Annotated in this window: 17 protein-coding genes and 2 pseudogenes; 14 read left to right on the plus strand and 5 right to left on the minus strand. The window is 42.7% G+C overall.

Annotation, left to right across the window (positions count from 1 at the left end; translation table 11 throughout):
* Positions 1-107: 107 nt before the first annotated feature.
* On the minus strand, positions 108-1748 hold the full coding sequence (locus AC1TPC_RS15885) for a helix-turn-helix domain-containing protein (RefSeq protein WP_482067800.1): 1641 nt from the start codon (positions 1746-1748) through the stop codon (positions 108-110).
* A 222-nt stretch (positions 1749-1970) separates the two neighbouring features.
* Here AC1TPC_RS15885 and AC1TPC_RS15890 point away from each other — a divergent pair, with 222 nt between their 5' ends.
* The 3 genes from AC1TPC_RS15890 to AC1TPC_RS15900 are packed head-to-tail and all read left to right on the plus strand — an operon-like array spanning position 1971 to position 4061.
* Positions 1971-3182, plus strand: coding sequence for a carbohydrate binding domain-containing protein (locus tag AC1TPC_RS15890; protein WP_482067801.1), 1212 nt, complete (start codon positions 1971-1973; stop codon positions 3180-3182).
* Positions 3136-3939: an endo-1,4-beta-xylanase gene (locus tag AC1TPC_RS15895; protein WP_482067802.1), complete on the plus strand. Its 804-nt coding sequence runs from the start codon at positions 3136-3138 to the stop codon at positions 3937-3939. The genes AC1TPC_RS15890 and AC1TPC_RS15895 overlap by 47 nt, the downstream gene beginning before the upstream one ends.
* Entirely contained in the window at positions 3921-4061 is a 141-nt protein-coding gene (locus AC1TPC_RS15900; protein WP_482067803.1) for a hypothetical protein, read from the plus strand. The genes AC1TPC_RS15895 and AC1TPC_RS15900 overlap by 19 nt, the downstream gene beginning before the upstream one ends.
* A 567-nt stretch (positions 4062-4628) precedes the next feature.
* On the opposite strand, the gene AC1TPC_RS15905 is transcribed toward AC1TPC_RS15900, so the two are convergent.
* Entirely contained in the window at positions 4629-5054 is a 426-nt protein-coding gene (locus tag AC1TPC_RS15905; RefSeq protein WP_482067804.1) for a hypothetical protein, read from the minus strand.
* Positions 5055-5417: 363 nt separating this feature from the next.
* Here AC1TPC_RS15905 and AC1TPC_RS15910 point away from each other — a divergent pair, with 363 nt between their 5' ends.
* The 5 genes from AC1TPC_RS15910 to AC1TPC_RS15930 all read left to right on the plus strand — a co-directional run bounded on the left by AC1TPC_RS15910 (position 5418) and on the right by AC1TPC_RS15930 (position 9430).
* Positions 5418-5807, plus strand: coding sequence for a hypothetical protein (locus AC1TPC_RS15910; protein ID WP_482067805.1), 390 nt, complete (start codon positions 5418-5420; stop codon positions 5805-5807).
* A gap of 252 nt (positions 5808-6059) precedes the next feature.
* Positions 6060-6821 (plus strand): hypothetical protein, encoded by a 762-nt coding sequence (locus AC1TPC_RS15915; RefSeq protein WP_482067806.1) that lies wholly within the window; start codon positions 6060-6062, stop codon positions 6819-6821.
* Positions 6822-6846: 25 nt separating this feature from the next.
* Positions 6847-8418 carry a hypothetical protein gene (locus AC1TPC_RS15920; protein WP_482067807.1) on the plus strand — a complete coding sequence of 524 codons (1572 nt, stop codon included), beginning with the start codon at positions 6847-6849 and terminating at the stop codon, positions 8416-8418.
* A gap of 10 nt (positions 8419-8428) precedes the next feature.
* The gene (locus AC1TPC_RS15925; protein WP_482067808.1) at positions 8429-9115 is read left to right on the plus strand and encodes an ABC transporter ATP-binding protein; all 687 of its coding nucleotides are present in this window, start codon (positions 8429-8431) and stop codon (positions 9113-9115) included.
* Between the two features lie 30 nt (positions 9116-9145).
* Positions 9146-9430: a hypothetical protein gene (locus AC1TPC_RS15930; RefSeq protein WP_482067809.1), complete on the plus strand. Its 285-nt coding sequence runs from the start codon at positions 9146-9148 to the stop codon at positions 9428-9430.
* A 274-nt stretch (positions 9431-9704) separates the two neighbouring features.
* On the opposite strand, the gene AC1TPC_RS15935 is transcribed toward AC1TPC_RS15930, so the two are convergent.
* The gene (locus tag AC1TPC_RS15935; protein ID WP_482067810.1) at positions 9705-10112 is read right to left on the minus strand and encodes a site-specific integrase; all 408 of its coding nucleotides are present in this window, start codon (positions 10110-10112) and stop codon (positions 9705-9707) included.
* Between the two features lie 12 nt (positions 10113-10124).
* Between AC1TPC_RS15935 and AC1TPC_RS15940 the strand changes: the two are divergent.
* Positions 10125-10892, plus strand: a pseudogene (locus AC1TPC_RS15940) (Fic family protein); the annotation flags it as partial.
* A 95-nt stretch (positions 10893-10987) separates the two neighbouring features.
* The gene (locus AC1TPC_RS15945) at positions 10988-11221 is read left to right on the plus strand and encodes a hypothetical protein (RefSeq protein WP_482067811.1); all 234 of its coding nucleotides are present in this window, start codon (positions 10988-10990) and stop codon (positions 11219-11221) included.
* Positions 11222-11507: 286 nt separating this feature from the next.
* Here AC1TPC_RS15945 and AC1TPC_RS15950 read toward each other — a convergent pair.
* Positions 11508-12689: pseudogene (locus AC1TPC_RS15950) on the minus strand (IS256 family transposase).
* Positions 12690-13111: 422 nt separating this feature from the next.
* Between AC1TPC_RS15950 and AC1TPC_RS15955 the strand changes: the two are divergent.
* Together AC1TPC_RS15955 and AC1TPC_RS15960 are read left to right on the plus strand one after the other, a co-directional pair.
* On the plus strand, positions 13112-13693 hold the full coding sequence (locus tag AC1TPC_RS15955; RefSeq protein ID WP_482067812.1) for a hypothetical protein: 582 nt from the start codon (positions 13112-13114) through the stop codon (positions 13691-13693).
* A gap of 116 nt (positions 13694-13809) precedes the next feature.
* Entirely contained in the window at positions 13810-14193 is a 384-nt protein-coding gene (locus AC1TPC_RS15960) for a hypothetical protein (RefSeq protein WP_482067813.1), read from the plus strand.
* A 134-nt stretch (positions 14194-14327) separates the two neighbouring features.
* On the opposite strand, the gene AC1TPC_RS15965 is transcribed toward AC1TPC_RS15960, so the two are convergent.
* The gene (locus AC1TPC_RS15965) at positions 14328-14975 is read right to left on the minus strand and encodes a YitT family protein (protein WP_482067814.1); all 648 of its coding nucleotides are present in this window, start codon (positions 14973-14975) and stop codon (positions 14328-14330) included.
* A gap of 153 nt (positions 14976-15128) precedes the next feature.
* Here AC1TPC_RS15965 and AC1TPC_RS15970 point away from each other — a divergent pair, with 153 nt between their 5' ends.
* Positions 15129-15566: an Lrp/AsnC family transcriptional regulator gene (locus tag AC1TPC_RS15970; RefSeq protein ID WP_482067815.1), complete on the plus strand. Its 438-nt coding sequence runs from the start codon at positions 15129-15131 to the stop codon at positions 15564-15566.
* A 28-nt stretch (positions 15567-15594) separates the two neighbouring features.
* The gene (locus AC1TPC_RS15975; protein ID WP_482067816.1) at positions 15595-16683 is read left to right on the plus strand and encodes a threonine aldolase family protein; all 1089 of its coding nucleotides are present in this window, start codon (positions 15595-15597) and stop codon (positions 16681-16683) included.
* The last annotated feature ends 2 nt before the right edge of the window (positions 16684-16685 follow it).

Genomic DNA, 16685 nt, shown 5'->3' on the forward strand with positions numbered 1-16685 from the left:
TCTAATTTTACAAATGACAATCTTCTATTAAAATTGATTATCATTATCACATATCAGGAGTATAGATGAATTAAAGGCTTTGGAATAGTGACGATAACGACAAATTTTTATGCACGATCCCGCCAAATTTTCAGTGCTTCATCAAGCATAAGCTCATGGATGAAAGCCGTATATTCGACCCAAGGATAGGAAGGGATGAAGTCCACCCGGCTGTTTCTAACGGCTTTCAGTCCGAGCCATTGCTCAGCGTTCATGAGTGTTCGCCAGCTCGCTTGTGATAGGGCATCCTCATCCACGATGAGCAATAAACGATCCGCATCAAAATCCGCTAGCTGATCTGGTGTCACCTGCTGATCCGGCTTCAATCGATCGACGCCACGCGCGGGAACAACCTGTAGATCATCATAAAACACCGTGTCCAAGCTTCTGTTGCTCAAAACATGGAACCGGTCTCTAGTGATTCTCAGAATGAGAAGACTGTCATCCTTGAAGGCTTGTTTCACCTGTTCTCTTACAAAGAGGGCCTTTCGATCATAATTTTCAAGCCAAGCTTCTGCAGTTGCAGTCTTGTCCAGAAACTGTGCAACTAGGCGCAAATGCATACGCCAATCGTTCTCCATCCATGGCACAAAGTATGCAGGTGCGATTTCCTTGAGCATGGCCTGTTCCTCCGCAGGCACAAGAATATCAACCCCAATAATGAAATCCGGGTTAGCAAGCCGAATCTCTTCTCTCTTTATTAACGCATTCGTGCTTAGAGGCAGCAGTGTGTTCATGTGATACTTTCGTTTGTAATAATCGGTCCAGGGGTGATCGGCAGGTGCAGCGTAAGGATTAACTTGCAGCGCAATCAGTTGTCCAATGTTGGAGGCATGGTAAGCCACTATTTTTTGCTTGCTGTTCTTCATAAATGCCGCTGGAGGCATACCCGATATCTGTTTGAATTTGCGTCGAAAATAGATATCGTCGTGGTAGCCTACATGCCTTGCGATATCCCTGAGACGATTTTGCCCGCCTATTCGCATAAGCTGCTGCGCCTGCTTAATTCGGAAGGTCGCCAAATAGTCGATCGCGCCGCAGCCATACCTCTTTTTAAACAACCTCATAAAATGACGAGTGCTAATCCCTGCCACCTTCGCCAAATGATCGATCGTCAGCTCTTGCTGATAATGCTGCTCGATATAGCCCCGCACATTTTCCAGTACCGTTTTTGAATCGTCCCCTTGTACATGAAGTGCATCATGTAGAATGGTATGCAGAATCTCTTGAAACTGAATTTGGCCGCGAAATCGTTTTAGGCGATCCTCATTCTGCAAGCAATAGTAAATGGTTTCGCACATGGCATGAATGGAAACCGGAGATATAACGATAACTTCCCCTTTTACCGGAAACGGGCTATTCCGCTTGATGATCTGCATCGCATGCACAGATGATCCGTCAGCCTCCATAACATCGAACCGCATATGATAAAACCCGCGTTCATCAAAGGAATGAGCGGCTGCTTCTACGAGTTGGCCGGGCAAACAAACGTACACGCTGCCTTGTCGGAGTTCGGTGAATTGCCCATCGATGGTCAGCCAGCCTTGACCGCTTGCAGCAACAAGAATCATGTGGGACTCGATAAATTGAAGGCGCAGCTCCCATTCATTCGTGTGGTTCTGGATATGCTCCATTTCCCGAAGCTTAAAACACATGCCTTCGAGTGAGGTGTAATCGTTATTTTTTATATTCTTATTTATATCAAACAAGCAAGCTCACCGCCCTTATGACTAGCTAAGGAACATTTTAGACCACAATGATACTCTTCGCAATTTCAATGAGATGTGACACTTGCGACGTAATCCTAACGATAGATAATCATCTATTGTTTTTAGAGTACAATCTATATTTCCATAGGTATTTTATTCCTTGGCGTCTTGCTAGAATTATTTGTAATCGTTTTCATTTCAATAGATTTAAGGAGGATGGATATGCGAAGCAAGTTGAGTCTAATGTTAGCTTTTTTACTATTGTTCGGATTGTTGATCCCACTCGGAAGGTACGGAAACACTGTGCAAGCGGCAGCGGCTGCCGTGCTTCAGAACGGATTTGAAGATGGGCTTGTAGGGAATTGGCAGCCTTTTAATTGCAGCGGGGGGACAGCTAAGGCGGCAGTATCTACAGACCATGCAGCAACGGGAACCGGCTCCTTGCAGTTATCCGGCAGAAGCGCCGTGAGCTGTAGTCCGAGCATAGATTTAAACGGCTTGCTTCAAGAAGGGCATAGCTATGATATCTCGTTTAAGGCAAAGCTGGGAGCAGGCTCTGACCAAGCGCATGTCACGATGAAAATGACAAATCAAAGCAACAACTATGCTTGGATTATGGGCAACCAAAGCATTAATGATCAAGGGTGGACCACTTTTTCGAAAACCTCATATACAAGGCCGGCAGGAACAACCTCGCTGACGATGTATATAGAGACAGCAGCATCAACTGCTGATGTATTTATCGACGATGTTCTGATCGTGGATAATACGCCGCCGGATGGAACGGAAGAACCGGGAACACCTTCGCTAGGACCATCGGAATTTGGCTACACATTTGATGGCGGTACGGCAGAGGGCTGGGGACCAAGAGGTGACGGAGTTGTCGTAGCGGTATCTGAGGAACAGAAAAGATCGGGCTCATACAGCTTAAAGACGACAGGACGATCGAGCGATTGGCATGGGCCAACGATCAACGTATTCGATAAGCTGACGAAAAACGCGAAGTATGAGGTGAGCGCTTTCGTTAAGCTTGTAGATGCTCCTACTTCGACCCATTCGTTTAAAATTTCAACAGAGCTGGACGCTAGCGGCTCCAAAAGCTGGGTGAGTGTTGCCTCGGCAGCAGTATCGACGGCAGATTGGGTAGAACTTAAGGGGACCTTCAGCTTCAACTCGAATCTGACCGATTTAAGCTTCTATATTGAAAGCGCGAACGCAGCGGATTCCTACTATATTGACGATGTACGGTTGAAGATGACAGAGCTTCCGGCAACATCGCCTCCGGTTCAAACGGATCTCGCAAAGCTGCGAGAAGTTTATGATAACTATTTCAAAATTGGAGCCGCTTTGGAGCCGAACCAGCTGGAAGGAAAGAGCAGAGAATGCGATGAAACCGGGTTCCATTTACTCGGTCAAAGGGACATACCATTTTGAGAGCGCGGACCGGCTTGCTAAGTTTGCCCGGGACAACAAAGTGAACATGCGCTTCCATACGCTCGTGTGGCATCAGCAAGCAGCAGACTGGATGTTCTTGGCGGATGATGGCTCAGCGCTAACGCCAAGCCCGGCAAATAAAGAGCTCGTGCTTCAGCGGCTTAAGGATTATCTTGGCATAGTCGTGCCGAGATATGCAGATGTGGCGACGGATTGGGACGTTGTGAACGAGGTTATTGACGAAGGCAGACCGAATGGGATGCGCGATAGCCTTTGGTATCAGCTAACCGGCGAGGACTTTATTAAAGTCGCCTTTACTGAAACGCGCAGGACGGCCGATAATCCTGAGGGGTGGATAAGCAAAGTAACCTTTTGGGGGATTGCCGATGACCATACCTGGCTTCATAACCGTCCGGTCACTCGTCAAGATACGCCAATTGCATTCGATCGGAATTTTCAAGCCAAGCCTGCTTATTGGGGGATGGTTGACGCATCGAAGCTGACGGCCATTAAGAAAACAGCAAACGCTGTTCATGGAAGTCCGAATCTTAGCAGCATAGATGATCTCTTTTGGAATACCGTTCCGGCTATTCCGCTTGAGAAGAGCGGCGTCTTGGAAGCTGGGATGAAAATATTGTGGGACGAAGAACAGCTTTATGTGAAAGCAATTGTGGCAGACAAATCGAAGCTAGCTGGCGATAAGGTCGAATTGTTTGTGAAGGATGGAGGGGTGTTACTATGGAATTTAATGAGCTGATGATATTTATTGAAGATAACAAAGAAGAGTATTATAGGGAGCTTCTTGAAAAAGAGGCGGTAGAATTGGATAAAGCCCTGAAGGAACAATTAGAAGCGAAGCCGGCTACTGATAATGAGTAACCATCTTATGCATGTCATAAGACGGATCCATCAAATAGAGATGGTCAAAAGAAAAAAATCACCGTTTGAAAGCGAAGCAAGCGATTCCCCGAGCGATATGCCTCGGATATCCTCGGCTTTCCACCTTTTAAAAAAAGACTAAACCTGAAAAAAGTTCCAAAGCGAAGCAGACAAATGAAGGGGCGGGGGCGGGTAGGATGATTTCAATGCCTTGGGGTTCGCGTAGCGAACCTACCTTCTCTAGCGGCCTTGGGGCTAGAGGTTGTCCACAGCACTAGCCTAACTGATTAGGTCAGTGTAGCAAGAAGAAAAAACGGACTGATCGGACAGCGACGAAGAGAGATTGGAGAACAGTGACCGGCGGAGAATAGGAGGATCGGTTTTTGATCGGTCCTATTCGAGCACGGTGAAGCAAGCCGAAGGCGCGGTAGGCTTTAAATCTTTTCCACAGGGGGGCCGGGGGGATATTTTGCGTCCGTGGCCCCCTGTTCTCACGCTGCGTCAGGTTCTTGCGTAGGCGCGGGAGTTTACCGCATGTCCATGAGGTATTTGGTGGCCTTCTCGCGCTCACGGATCGCGGATCGCGGCCAGTTCGGTTTGGTGATATTTGTAAGCGATCTTGCTCGCAATGAGATGTGGAATAGCCGTCCGAACGAGTTTGTCCATAGAACCGTAGCGATTGCCGGTGAATGGGCACTCGTATTGCAGGTGCGTCCGGACAACTGCGTTTTCCGCGTCTTTCAGGTATATAATGTCGAACATGGAGGCTTTTGCGGTTTCGATGATATCGTCCGGATGGAATTCCTCGCTTTCTATGCGCAGATTACTCAGATACAAGTCCCAACGCTCTTCGACATAACGACGCGAGTAGTTGACCGTCTCGCTCGAATCGCTAGCGGATGCGACCGTCGTGGCTTCGGCAACCGGGCTTCTTTCATTTTCTCTTTCAGAAATGCGGCGACGGTGAGATCGGAGGCTTCGATTTCTGCCCATTCGTCTTCAGTCAATGTCAGCGAGACTTTTTTTGTGGATCCAAGCGACGGACGGCCCCAGCCTACTGGCTGCCGTGCACCTTGATTTCGACGGTCAAGTGGAGATGGCTTGGTGTACCCCCTCGAATTTAGGTTACTTTGATTCGATTATATTTTAGGTCACTTAAATTGAAAATCAATTGAGGCGAAAAGCGACAGCATACGACATAATGAAACATTCAACCAAAAAAATTCATAAAAAATACGAAAAAAACATGTCCTCAGGACGATGTTCCCAGAATTATGTAATGGTAGGATTATCTAGGTGAATAGGTCTAATCACAATCTATCAATATCAAAACTAATCGATTGGGGATGATGTAAGATGAAGAAGAAAATTGTAGCATTGGGTGCAGTGATTGCCCTAGCGGCATCAGTCAGTGCGTACGCAGGTACTACTCATGAGAACTATAGCACAACTGTAGGTGCCTGGGATGGCAGTGGTTATTCTGCTAACCAAACAAAGTCAACTGTAGGATCCGCTGCAAATCTTAGTTCGACTTCTGTAGGTGGAGATTATGTGGTGGATGTTAGACAACAATTGTGGAATGGCACAGGTTCCGGAAGCTGGACTCGTAATGTTACGGATTCAACGACCTATCTTGTAGATGGAACGACTTCGCTAACATCTGGCAGCAGTGTTCGATTAGAGTTTTCAAATGACTTTAACACTATTGTTGATGTTCAAGTGACTGGAACTTGGAAAAGTAATTAAACATCTAAAGGGAGCACCTGATTATCTAACTTTAGGGAGTCAGGTGCTCCTTATAATTAAATTCTTAACGAGCTTCTTCTAACTTTAACTATAGGTTTTATGAATTCTTAGACTCAATCGTACATGGAAGTTAGGAGGACATATCATATATCATACGCAGTACCTTTGGTGTCAAAGCAACCTAAGGCATTTTGTGCTTTTTGAAAACACTCGATTATACAGCGGTAACAACTGAGGGAGGTAATCATAAAGATGCAATTAGTTCGATTAGAAATTCGAAAATTAAGATTCCCTTATATTATATGCATATTATTATCATTAATATATTGCGCAATATCGATTAACTCCGTACTTTCAGGTTATCAATACAACTATAATCTTGAAGTATGGATAGAGTCAGGGGGGACTTTCACATTTTTTTTCCCACTCTTTGCGACTATACCTACTTGCTGGCTCATGTTTTATGAAAGGAAAAATAATTTTGTAACCTATTCCATTAACAGAGTTGAACCAAAAAAATATATTGTTACTAAATGGTTAGTTTCCTCCATTGGTGGTGCACTAATTGTTTTTTTGGTTTCGTTAATGGGACTTATTGTTTGTTTATATTTCATTCCTAAAATTAACCCTTCAATAAATAATTTCGCCGCTAATAATTTTGCCGGTTATTATTTTGTTGAGACTCCTTTTATGTACGGGTTTATTCTGAGTTTATGGAAAGGCTTTATTGGATTTTTGATTGCTTCACTAGGATTTGTATTGTCTTTATTCGTGAATAACATCTTCATTATATTAACAGGCCCTTTTGTCTACAGTGTTTTAGAGAATTTCATATTGTCCGTTATTAGTATGCCATATTTCAGGTTGTCTACATCATTTGATTTGAGTACCCTAACACCGGATGCTATTTCTCTAGGAAGATTAATTGTAGGACCGATATTGTTGATTATTTTTATTGCTATATTACTTATCTTTTTTGTCATACCGAAGAAAGAAAGTGTCTATCAGATATAGATGATAAGAGAGGTTGCCAAGTATCATGTTGCCTAGTGTAATTAAAAAAAATATAGATCAATTATTAACCGGTAAGTATGCAATAATAATAGTAATCTACTCGTTGTATGTGGCTTATTTGAGAATTAATCTTTCAGATTTTCAAATAAATTATTGGGAGTTTGTCGTACTATCACTTACCGATCATTATTACATTTTATATGTATTGATCCTCTCACTCGTATTTTATGTATTCTCCATTATTCGAGAAGATGAGCACTTGATCTGGGTGCGTTCAAATACATACATTCGTTATTTCATCTCACAAATCACTTCTTTTTTTATCTCATCTTCTATAATAGTATTGATACATTTTATTATTGCTTTATCAGCCGGATTTAGTCTTCCGATGGAACATAATTTTTCTGTTGTATTAACCGGTAATACAAGAGGATTTATTTTGGATGTATTGCGACAAAACTATTCAATTCCATTGCTGGCAATATGCTTTATAGTCTTCTACTTGATAATCGGCTGCACTTTTTTTGCCACAATCATTGCGTTTTTAAGTAGATTTTTTAATCAGAGACTTGTTCTCTTTATTACTATAATTTTATATTTTTTAATGCTATTAAGTATCCGTTCGGATCTTGATTCAATATATCCTTTAATATTTATCAATAACTATATTATTTTACATCATGCCCTAGAAATCTTTGAACGACAGTATTATATAGTATTGATTACAGAAGTAATCCTACTTGGAGGGATACTGTTTGTGATCAAAAAATATTGGTATAGGACGTTTGAAGTCTCATGGAAACGAGATAGTAATAAAAGTCTTTTAGGCACATGGGCACTAACTAAGTTGTTCTCGAAAAGAAACTTTTGGATTATTAGTGTGGTATCTTTACTTATGGTTGTGTCACTAGTTGTGAAGCATGACAGTATTACTTTTAATGATTTACTTGTCCTCCTGTTCTATGGACATAGAACAGGACACTTGAACGTCCAGGATATGATACAGCTAATTATTTTTAATGGCACCCCTATATATTTATTAGGCTTTTTTTTGGAGAGGGAGAGCGTTGAAAGAAGCTCATTTGTTACCATTCGATTACGACAAAAAAAAATATGGTTTGCTTCAATAATAAATACCTCTCTCATTTTTATCTTTTCGTATATTATTCTAGTTTTAGTATTATGTCTTTTGTTAGGGTGGATAACCGGGTTAGATTTCAATAGTTACAATTATACAAATCAGTTATTTCAAGCCAAAGGTTTGCCTGAAGTATCGATCGTTGACTTACTTTTCATGATAATTAGTAGCAAAATACTTGAATTATCGTTCAGCTTTCTTTTTATGTTACTACTTTTTTGTTGGACTCGAGGAGTGACAATAGGCTTTATCTTTCTTATAGGTTCATACATGATTTGTTTGTCAGATTCTCCAATTGTGAAATATATTCCGACCGGGATATCGTCCCTATCAAGATTTAGTGAATTTTCAGGAAATGATGGAATATCCTACACTCTGATATTGAGTGTTTTGCTAGTTTCAACTGGTGGCTTATATGTTATTCTACGTGGCGGGGAATACAAAAAAATCTTTGATTGAGGTGCTAAGTATGGAACAAGAATACGAAATTGAGCTAAAAGCTGTATCTAAAAGTTATAAAGGACGACCGATCTTACAAAAGGTTAATTTGAATATACTGAAGGGGCAAACGGTAGGCATAGTCGGGTCAAATGGGAGTGGAAAATCAGTTTTGTTCAAACTCATTGCTGGATTCACCCGACCGGATAGTGGAGAAATATATGTTCGCGGTAAAAAGTTAGGTAAAGATTTTGATTTTCCGGAGAATATGGGTGTTTTAATTAACAAGCCAGGTTTCATTGAAATTTATAACGGATTTAAAAATTTACAATTCCTCGCTGGAATCAAAAATAAAATTGATAATAATAAAATTGAAAGCACGATGCATCTGGTTGGATTAAGTCCTGATGATCGCACAAAGGTTAGAAACTACTCTATGGGAATGAAGCAAAAACTTGGCTTTGCTCAAGCGATTATGGAGGATCAGAACATCATTATTTTGGACGAGCCATTTAACGCGTTGGATTTGAAAACATATAAAGATATCAAAAATATAATCAGGCAGCTACAAGAAAAAGGACATACAATTTTGTTAACAAGTCATAATCATTCCGATATTGAAGAGTTGTGTAATGAATCTTACATTATTATTGATTCTACCCTTGAAAAACTAACGGATGAGATTAAACAGGAGTATCTTCAAATGTCAGTTAAATAAAGAATATGGTAATCTATTGGATATGACGAAATGGCGCATCATTTTTTTCAGGAAGGTAATGTTGGGATCTGCAAACTCTGTATGAATGATTTTAAAATTGGCCATCTAGCAGCAGATCGACATGTCGTTGAAGCCGTCCTTGCAGAAAAGGGTTATAAGCGGAAGGTGGATGTAATTAACTGGTTTAAACGGCAAGGCTATGAATTGTTTGAATACGGAGAATTTGGAGATGGTGATTACAAAGGAACTGCCTACAATTTCATTAATGATATTGATTCCTGGAATGATCTTCAGGCTGAAATAAAAACCCGGTAACTCCTCTGAAGAGAAGTAATCGGATTTTTTATTGAATCAGATTGGCCGTCAGAAGCTGTTCAATTAGAAGAAGCAAGGAAGAAAAATGCTGAAAAGAAAACAACTCCTGCTCAAGATGAATAGGGGTATAAGAAAGCTTTAGATGGACGGAAGATGTGCCGGTATGGCTCACCCGTCCATTTGTGTTTTAATTTAAAATGTTCTTATTCGTCGGTTTTCCTTCATTGACATGATGTAGGAATTCCTTATATTTACTATGACCACCTCTAAATACCTATCTTACCAGTTTACCTACCATATCGTTTTGGATCTCTTGAATACGGAAAAAGTAATCATATAGGCTTGTTACCACTGTGATTATTAGATTCACTGATTTTTCCGTTCTTTTCGCTTCAATCTGTTGTAATGGAGTAACTTTTCCGCTTTCAAACGGATTACGCAACCACCCTACAAAGTCAGCAAGATCCTTAACTCCTACTTCTTTGTAATCTATCTTCCTTTCTTCAAGATAAGTGAAATACTGTTTTAATGCATAGCAATAAGTCTTCAGTGTATTGTTGCTTTTACCTGTCTGATCCAGGTGCTTTAAATACTTCATCACAGGAACAACTGGAATACCTACCTCATCCAACAGCATATATCTCTTTATATTTTCATTAAGAATTACTTCTTGTACTCCCACAACAACACTCCCAACGAAAGCGATGCAGAGCAAGAAGTATATAACCTAATGAAAGCTATTGAGTTCTTAGAGGATTCAGAGCGTAGAAGCCTACCAATTACAGAAGAATGGATTAAAAAGCTTCATGCGATTATCCGTATTTCACATGGAAGGCGGCCAAGGTTGAGCGAATACCGCATAGAGCAAAACAGGGTAGGGAATCGAAATCAATCAGGGTTTTACATGCCGCCAGAGTATACGGATGTTCCTGTCTTAATGGAGGACTTTGTAGCATGGCTCAATTCTCCGGATACGTATGGACTGCCGGTACCTATTCGGGCGGGCATCGGCATGAGGCAGTTATTAACCATTCATCCTTATATGGACGGTAATGGACAGACGGCCAGGATGATTGCGACCTGCATTTTGCGGCGGGGGAGCTTCGAATTAAAGGGATAATTCGTGCTCGAAAACTTCTATGATCGAAATCTAAACGATTATTACAAGGCGCTTCAAATGGGATTGTCACATAACTACTACTTTGGCCGTCATGATGCGGATTTATCGGTTTGGTTGGAATACTTCTTGAATGGTCTGGCAGAGGTTTACACGCAGGCAGTGCAAATTGTTCAAGAGAAGAATACAGAGCTGCTACGGGTAGAACCGGAACTCATTAGGCAACTGGATATTCAGCAGCGGCAGTTATTTAGGCAATTGGTATTTAGACAAGATGAAATTACGACAACGGAAATCATTATACTGCTGGGTATGGGAGATCGGACAGCCATCGGTGAGATCAAAGGCATTTCCAGAAAAAAATAAACGACAAAATTATAATGTGCCTTGAGATTGATTGTAAAAGCATGAAAAATACTCACCAACAGTTGAGAGCAATAATGATTAGTGACTCGGATCCCATTCACTACACTGTAATAGTAAGGGAGAAAATTTATAATAAACTAGCAAAAAATCTGAGTAATGATGAACTGCTAGGAAAAGAAGTATATGTCATCGGCGTTCCAGTATTAGATCTACCAATGAGCATAGTTGAAGGTGAAATCGGAATATTTGCAATTCATTTAGAGCACGCTGCAGATAAGAAATTAGAAATCAGATCAAGTGCTATCTAAAAAAATGCTTTAAGTGAACTACAAACGATCAAGCCAAAACTCGAGAAAAAGGTCGCAAAACTTGAAAGTAAGATATTTTCTTTAGAAAATAACGCCCAGACTGTTGCATTTTGGATTGATGTTGACCAAATAGGCTTACCAAATAAAAACGCGTATGAGCCCAAAGTGAACGAAGCCGTAGAATACTACGGTAGCGTCAAGTAGTTTGTGTAGTAAGATTATCCATCAGGTTAATGGATGTTATTTGTTGTTGAATTGCAAGGGGCATAGCCCCTGCAAAGGTTCATTAAGACTTCTGTTGTGGGCCATAACGCTCGATGTACATCTCTTCAAATACAGTCTTTGTATCTTGATCTACAAAGCCACGTATGGCTCTACCGCACCAATTTTCGTTGTAGTCCAGTGCTTGCAAGTAAATGATCTTCTCTGCAACTTCAATGTTAGTCAGACTGTTCATTGGCTTCAATCGTTTACGCAATTCTTTGTTCATCCGCTCAATCGGATTTGTTGTATAGATAGCAGGCCAGGTCAACGGCGGGAACTTGTAGAAAGTCAAAAGCGTCGGGAGCTGCATTTCCCAAGACTTTACCTCTTTCGGGTACTGTTTGCTCCATTTGTCTTTAAACCATCAAATACAGCCCGTGCGACGTCTCCGTCAATTGCCGTGTATACCTGTTTCAAGTCTTCTAGAAATTCGGTTTTATCCGACACACGGATTTTCGGGAAAGTAGCTCGTACCTTGTGAACGACGCAATGCTGGACATCGGCCTTCGGATAGATTTCGCGAAACGCTTCTTCAAGGCCAGGCAAGCCGTCAAACACGCCAAGGAGCGTCCGTAGCGCCACGATGCTTGAGGTCTTTAAGTACCTCCCGCCAGCCATTCGAGCTTTCGTGACCGCCGACATAAAAGCCAAGGATTTGGCGAATACCCTTCTCGTCAATTCCCATGACCAAATAGACGGCCTCACTGCTCACCGAGTTACGCTTGAGTTTGACGTATAGTCCATCCAAGTAGATGACCGAGTAGCGTTTCTCCAGCGGACGGTTCTGCCACTGCTCAATGTCCTCCATAACCGTCTGCGTAATATTGCTAATGGTAGTTGGGGAGTAGTGTGTGCCGAACATGCTTTCCACGAACTTGGCAACCTCGCGTGTGCTCATTCCGCCTTTGTACATGTGGATAATGGCTTCTTCCAGCCAACCTTCCCTGCGCTGATAAGGCTGGAATAATCGCGTTTGAAACGAACCTTTACGATCGCGAGGCACTTGGAGTTCATTGATCGTTCCGTATCGCGTTTGAAATGACCGCTTGTAATGGCCGTTGCGACTGTTGCGCTGGGCGGGCTGCTCCACCGTCAGGTAATTATTAATTTCTTCACGCAATAACAGCTCCAACTTTTCTTGAAGCAGTTTCGTTACAGTATTTTCAAGTAGATCATTGAACGCATTTTCGGGTATATTAGTCATCGAGTAGGGCTCCTTCTTGGTGATGTCAGCAATCCCGAGGATACCCTACTTTTTTATGTTTTGGATAGACTCCAAAACTTGGTACACAACTAATTGTACGTCATCCGCTTTTGACCCTATTTCGGTGAAAGTGCTCCGATTAACGGGAGTTTTTCCAGCTACATGAACGAACAGGCGTCTTATTAGGAAAATAGATGGATTTTTTCCTGTTAATTCCATAAAACTGAAATGATTTGAGATAGCCTTTTATTTCAAACTTGGATTTTCCCAATCCGTGCGAACACTTTTGAGACAGCCCCTTTTTTTATGTGCCGAAACACGAGTAATTAAGACCTAACCCATAACTAGATAAGCCAGCGCAACATTACTGCCCTTTCTGCCGTCTCCAAGTATAATAATGGGATTTCAGAAGGAGGCATCATATGAAAGTCAACCTGCTGCTCATCGTTCTGAGTATTGCACTGCTTGCCGGATGTACAGCTGAAAAAGACAGTGAAAGCAAACCTGCGGATCAATTAAGCTATAAAACCACCCAAGCGAGCAGCACGGAAAAGTTAAAGCTGGAGGAGCCTGATTTGCTGCATGTTTCGAGGCAAAATGCGAAGCAAGACATGAACGACGTCTACAGACTCGCTTTGGATGCGTTTATGCCGCTTGGTGACGGACTTACGCATCACATGAAATATCTCGCCTTGGAGTTAAACAACTTAGAGGGTATCTCCGCTGAAGATAAAGAGGACATTTTGAACGATTTTAACAAGTATGGCGTTGACGTATTAGATACCACTTTAGAGCAATTGGAGCAAGAAGGACGAGTGGGTGAGGCGAGTTCTATTAAAGGTGTGCTGCTTAGAGTGAAGAGTACAGAAGTCACAGACAATAAAGTCGTCGTTAGGGGTTTTGTTTATAAATCGGCCAAGGGCGGGGTCGGTACAAGAGTCGTTGTTGAATACGCGGATGGGAAATGGCAAGTGACCAAAGCCACTGCAACTGGGATAAGCTAACTTGGAGGGCTATGCAGCCTTATATTTAATCTAGCAATCTAGTAAAAATATACACACCGAAATCTATCATTCTCCATACAATAATAGCAATTCTTAATAAAAGGGAGATGGTAGGAATGACTAACAGAGGAGGATGCAAAAGCTCTGGAAAGAGGGGCCATGGGAAACCTAAGAACCAGAGTCATGGAAGTAAAAAAACAGAAAGCCGCAGTCAGGGCAGTAATGGCTCTAAGGAACAAAACTGCGACAAAAACAACCGTGTTCTTAGCATGCTGCTCAAGCTTGGCGTAGGTTCTACGAATATTCGCATTTTTTTTGGCGGAAAAGTACGTTCTGGCGTGTATTTAGGTATTGTTGACGAATCTGTCGTAATCAATGTCAGGGGCTCAGTCAACTATATTAGTATTTCTTCTATTATTGCTGTTGAAATTGGGCTCGGCAAAAAAAAGAAAAAGAAAAAGAAAAAAAGATCAAGCTGCAGAAAGACGATTTGTTTTTAATTTCCGTAACGGTTTTCAGCATCAAGCGTGCCAAGTGTAAACGACGAATGAGGACCGCTCATCGCTTAAATAGACAGAGCAAAGGAGGACACGCCTACTTTGCTCTTTTTTTTGCCATAAAAATCAATGTTCAATCAGAGTGACGACGTGACGTTTGGCAGGGCTTTCGCTTTGTCTTGCTCAGCGCTATTTTTCCTCCTCTTATAGAGGGACAAGATGCCTGATGTTACGGCTATCGATAGAGCTGAGAACAATCCGCTCGTAAGCGGTAATGCGGACAAGCTGGTGAGGACAACCAGAAGGTCGAAAACGAAGTTGGTTTTGCCGGGATTGATTCCATGTTTTTTGTGCAAGTAAATGGCAAGTATCGTTGCGCCGCCGAGCGAAGCGCCGTTACGGAACAAGGCGGTGAGGCCGGCGCCGATAAATGCTCCTCCGACGATAGCTCCAACCAATGATGGAATCGTAAAGGAAGGCAATATGTTGTCCATGGCGCTTAATAAAGAGAGAAGCGCGATAGCTAAAATGGTTTTGAAGGTAAAGGATTTGCCCATGTAAAAGTAAGAGAAAATAAAAAAAGGTAGGTTGAGCAGGGCAAATAAATAAGGGAATTGGACATGCAGCAAGGGCGATAAGCTTAAAGAGAGACCCGCTGTTCCTCCGGTAACGATATGGGAATGCTTTAGGATGATCAATCCGCCGGCAGTAACGAAGCAGCCTATTGCAAAATGGAGCCATTTGCGGATGTTTTCCTTCACTTTGTTGTCTGACTTCCGTATCATATCGCATGCACCGCCTGCTTAAGTTTGTTAATATAAGGATACAAAACGGCGCGAATCGTATATATAATAAACGGAATGAAATTGATGTGAAATTAGGTAACATTGAATGAAATTGCTATGTTTTTTCTGCAAAATGAAGGGAGGCCTGCGAGGATGGATCTATTGGATCGAACGCTTCTCCAATTGCTGCAGGAGGATGGGCGAATGACGGTTAGCGAGCTGTCCAAACGACTGGCTTTAAGCCGTCCCAGTATTTCGGAGCGTTTGCTGCGTCTGCAGGAGAGAGGGGTCATTACTGGATTTGGCGCTCGGGTATCGCCGGTCGCAGTCGGGAGAAACATACAGCTGATCATTCAAATGAGCGAATTGAAGGTATTTCCGATGGAATTCGAGAAGCGCATCATGAATGACGATGAAATTATTGAATGCCACCGGGTAACGGGAACGGTCAGCTATATTTTGAAGGCGGCGGTAACGGGGATGGATGCGCTGAGCGAGCTCGTAGAGCGGCTCATGCCGTTCGGCAATGTCAACACCTCGGTTATTCTGTCTTCACCGGTGATGAACCGGACGATGCTGCCGAAGGAATAAACGACGGATAAAGAGAGGGACATACAAGATGGAACAAACAATGACACTTATTGAAGCTTATAATCAAGCCAGCTATCCCTTAATCGGTCATGGAAGACGGAACGTACAGGTGCTGAAGGAAGCGCTGGCACAATGGGAGGATGAGCAGGATAGCGATATGTACGGCAAGGGGGAGCTTATCGAGGATTTTGAGGTGCGAATGGCACGCCTGCTAGGCAAAGAATCGGCCGTGTTCTTCCCCAGCGGTACAATGGCGCAGCAAATTGCGCTCCGAATTTGGTGCGATGAGAAAGGGATTAAGAAGGTGGGCTATCATCCGTTAAGCCATCTGGAAATCCATGAGAAAGACGGCATGAAAGAGCTGCATCATCTTGAACCGATATTGCTGGCGGATGAAGAGAGGCCCGTTCTTCTGAAGGATCTGCTTGGCTTGAAGGAAGACATTGCCTGCTTGCTGCTGGAGCTGCCGCAGAGGGAAATTGGCGGGCAATTGCCGGAATACGCGGAGCTTGAAGCGATGTCGGCGTTTTGCCGGGAGAGAGGCATTAAGCTTCATCTTGATGGGGCAAGGCTGTTTGAGATTCTTCCCTATTATCGCAAGTCGGCGCTAGAGGTCTGCTCGCTCTTCGACAGCGTCTATATTTCGTTCTATAAAGGAATTGGCGGTATTGCTGGAGCGGTCTTGGCCGGAGAGCAAAATTTTACGGAACAATCGAAGATTTGGAAGAGACGGCATGGCGGTGATTTAATCAGCCTGTATCCTTATATTATTGCCGCAGATTACTATATGGAGCGTCGGCTGCCGCATATGGAGAAGTATTACAGGGAAGCGCGGGAGCTTGCTGCATTATATAACGGGTGCCATGCGATGAAGACAGTCCCGGAAGTGCCTGTATCCAATATGTTTCATGTGCACACGACGGTAACGAAGGAGCAGCTTGAACCGATTCTTATCGCAATCGCTATTGAAACAGGCATCGGCTTGACGCAGTCAGTACGTGATAAAGGTGATGGGGGCTCCTATTTTGAGGTCAACATTGGCGATCGGTATGGCGTGGCTCCAAAAGAATTTGTTATAGAAGCTTTTCGTTTGCTGGGCCGGAAGCTGCAAGGGTAGAG

The sequence above is a fragment of the Paenibacillus sp. Y280 genome (assembly GCF_056786335.1).

Bases quoted from the DNA above. Each gene is read 5' to 3' on its own strand.
- AC1TPC_RS15890 (WP_482067801.1), top strand. From the start codon at position 1,971: ATGCGAAGCAAGTTGAGTCTAATGTTAGCTTTTTTACTATTGTTCGGA.
- AC1TPC_RS15895 (WP_482067802.1), top strand. From the start codon at position 3,136: ATGAAACCGGGTTCCATTTACTCGGTCAAAGGGACATACCATTTTGAG.
- AC1TPC_RS15900 (WP_482067803.1), top strand. From the start codon at position 3,921: ATGGAATTTAATGAGCTGATGATATTTATTGAAGATAACAAAGAAGAG.
- AC1TPC_RS15905 (WP_482067804.1), bottom strand. From the start codon at position 5,054: ATGGGCAGAAATCGAAGCCTCCGATCTCACCGTCGCCGCATTTCTGAA.
- AC1TPC_RS15910 (WP_482067805.1), top strand. From the start codon at position 5,418: ATGAAGAAGAAAATTGTAGCATTGGGTGCAGTGATTGCCCTAGCGGCA.
- AC1TPC_RS15915 (WP_482067806.1), top strand. From the start codon at position 6,060: ATGCAATTAGTTCGATTAGAAATTCGAAAATTAAGATTCCCTTATATT.
- AC1TPC_RS15920 (WP_482067807.1), top strand. From the start codon at position 6,847: ATGTTGCCTAGTGTAATTAAAAAAAATATAGATCAATTATTAACCGGT.
- AC1TPC_RS15925 (WP_482067808.1), top strand. From the start codon at position 8,429: ATGGAACAAGAATACGAAATTGAGCTAAAAGCTGTATCTAAAAGTTAT.
- AC1TPC_RS15930 (WP_482067809.1), top strand. From the start codon at position 9,146: ATGGCGCATCATTTTTTTCAGGAAGGTAATGTTGGGATCTGCAAACTC.
- AC1TPC_RS15945 (WP_482067811.1), top strand. From the start codon at position 10,988: ATGATTAGTGACTCGGATCCCATTCACTACACTGTAATAGTAAGGGAG.
- AC1TPC_RS15955 (WP_482067812.1), top strand. From the start codon at position 13,112: ATGAAAGTCAACCTGCTGCTCATCGTTCTGAGTATTGCACTGCTTGCC.
- AC1TPC_RS15960 (WP_482067813.1), top strand. From the start codon at position 13,810: ATGACTAACAGAGGAGGATGCAAAAGCTCTGGAAAGAGGGGCCATGGG.
- AC1TPC_RS15965 (WP_482067814.1), bottom strand. From the start codon at position 14,975: ATGATACGGAAGTCAGACAACAAAGTGAAGGAAAACATCCGCAAATGG.
- AC1TPC_RS15970 (WP_482067815.1), top strand. From the start codon at position 15,129: ATGGATCTATTGGATCGAACGCTTCTCCAATTGCTGCAGGAGGATGGG.
- AC1TPC_RS15975 (WP_482067816.1), top strand. From the start codon at position 15,595: ATGGAACAAACAATGACACTTATTGAAGCTTATAATCAAGCCAGCTAT.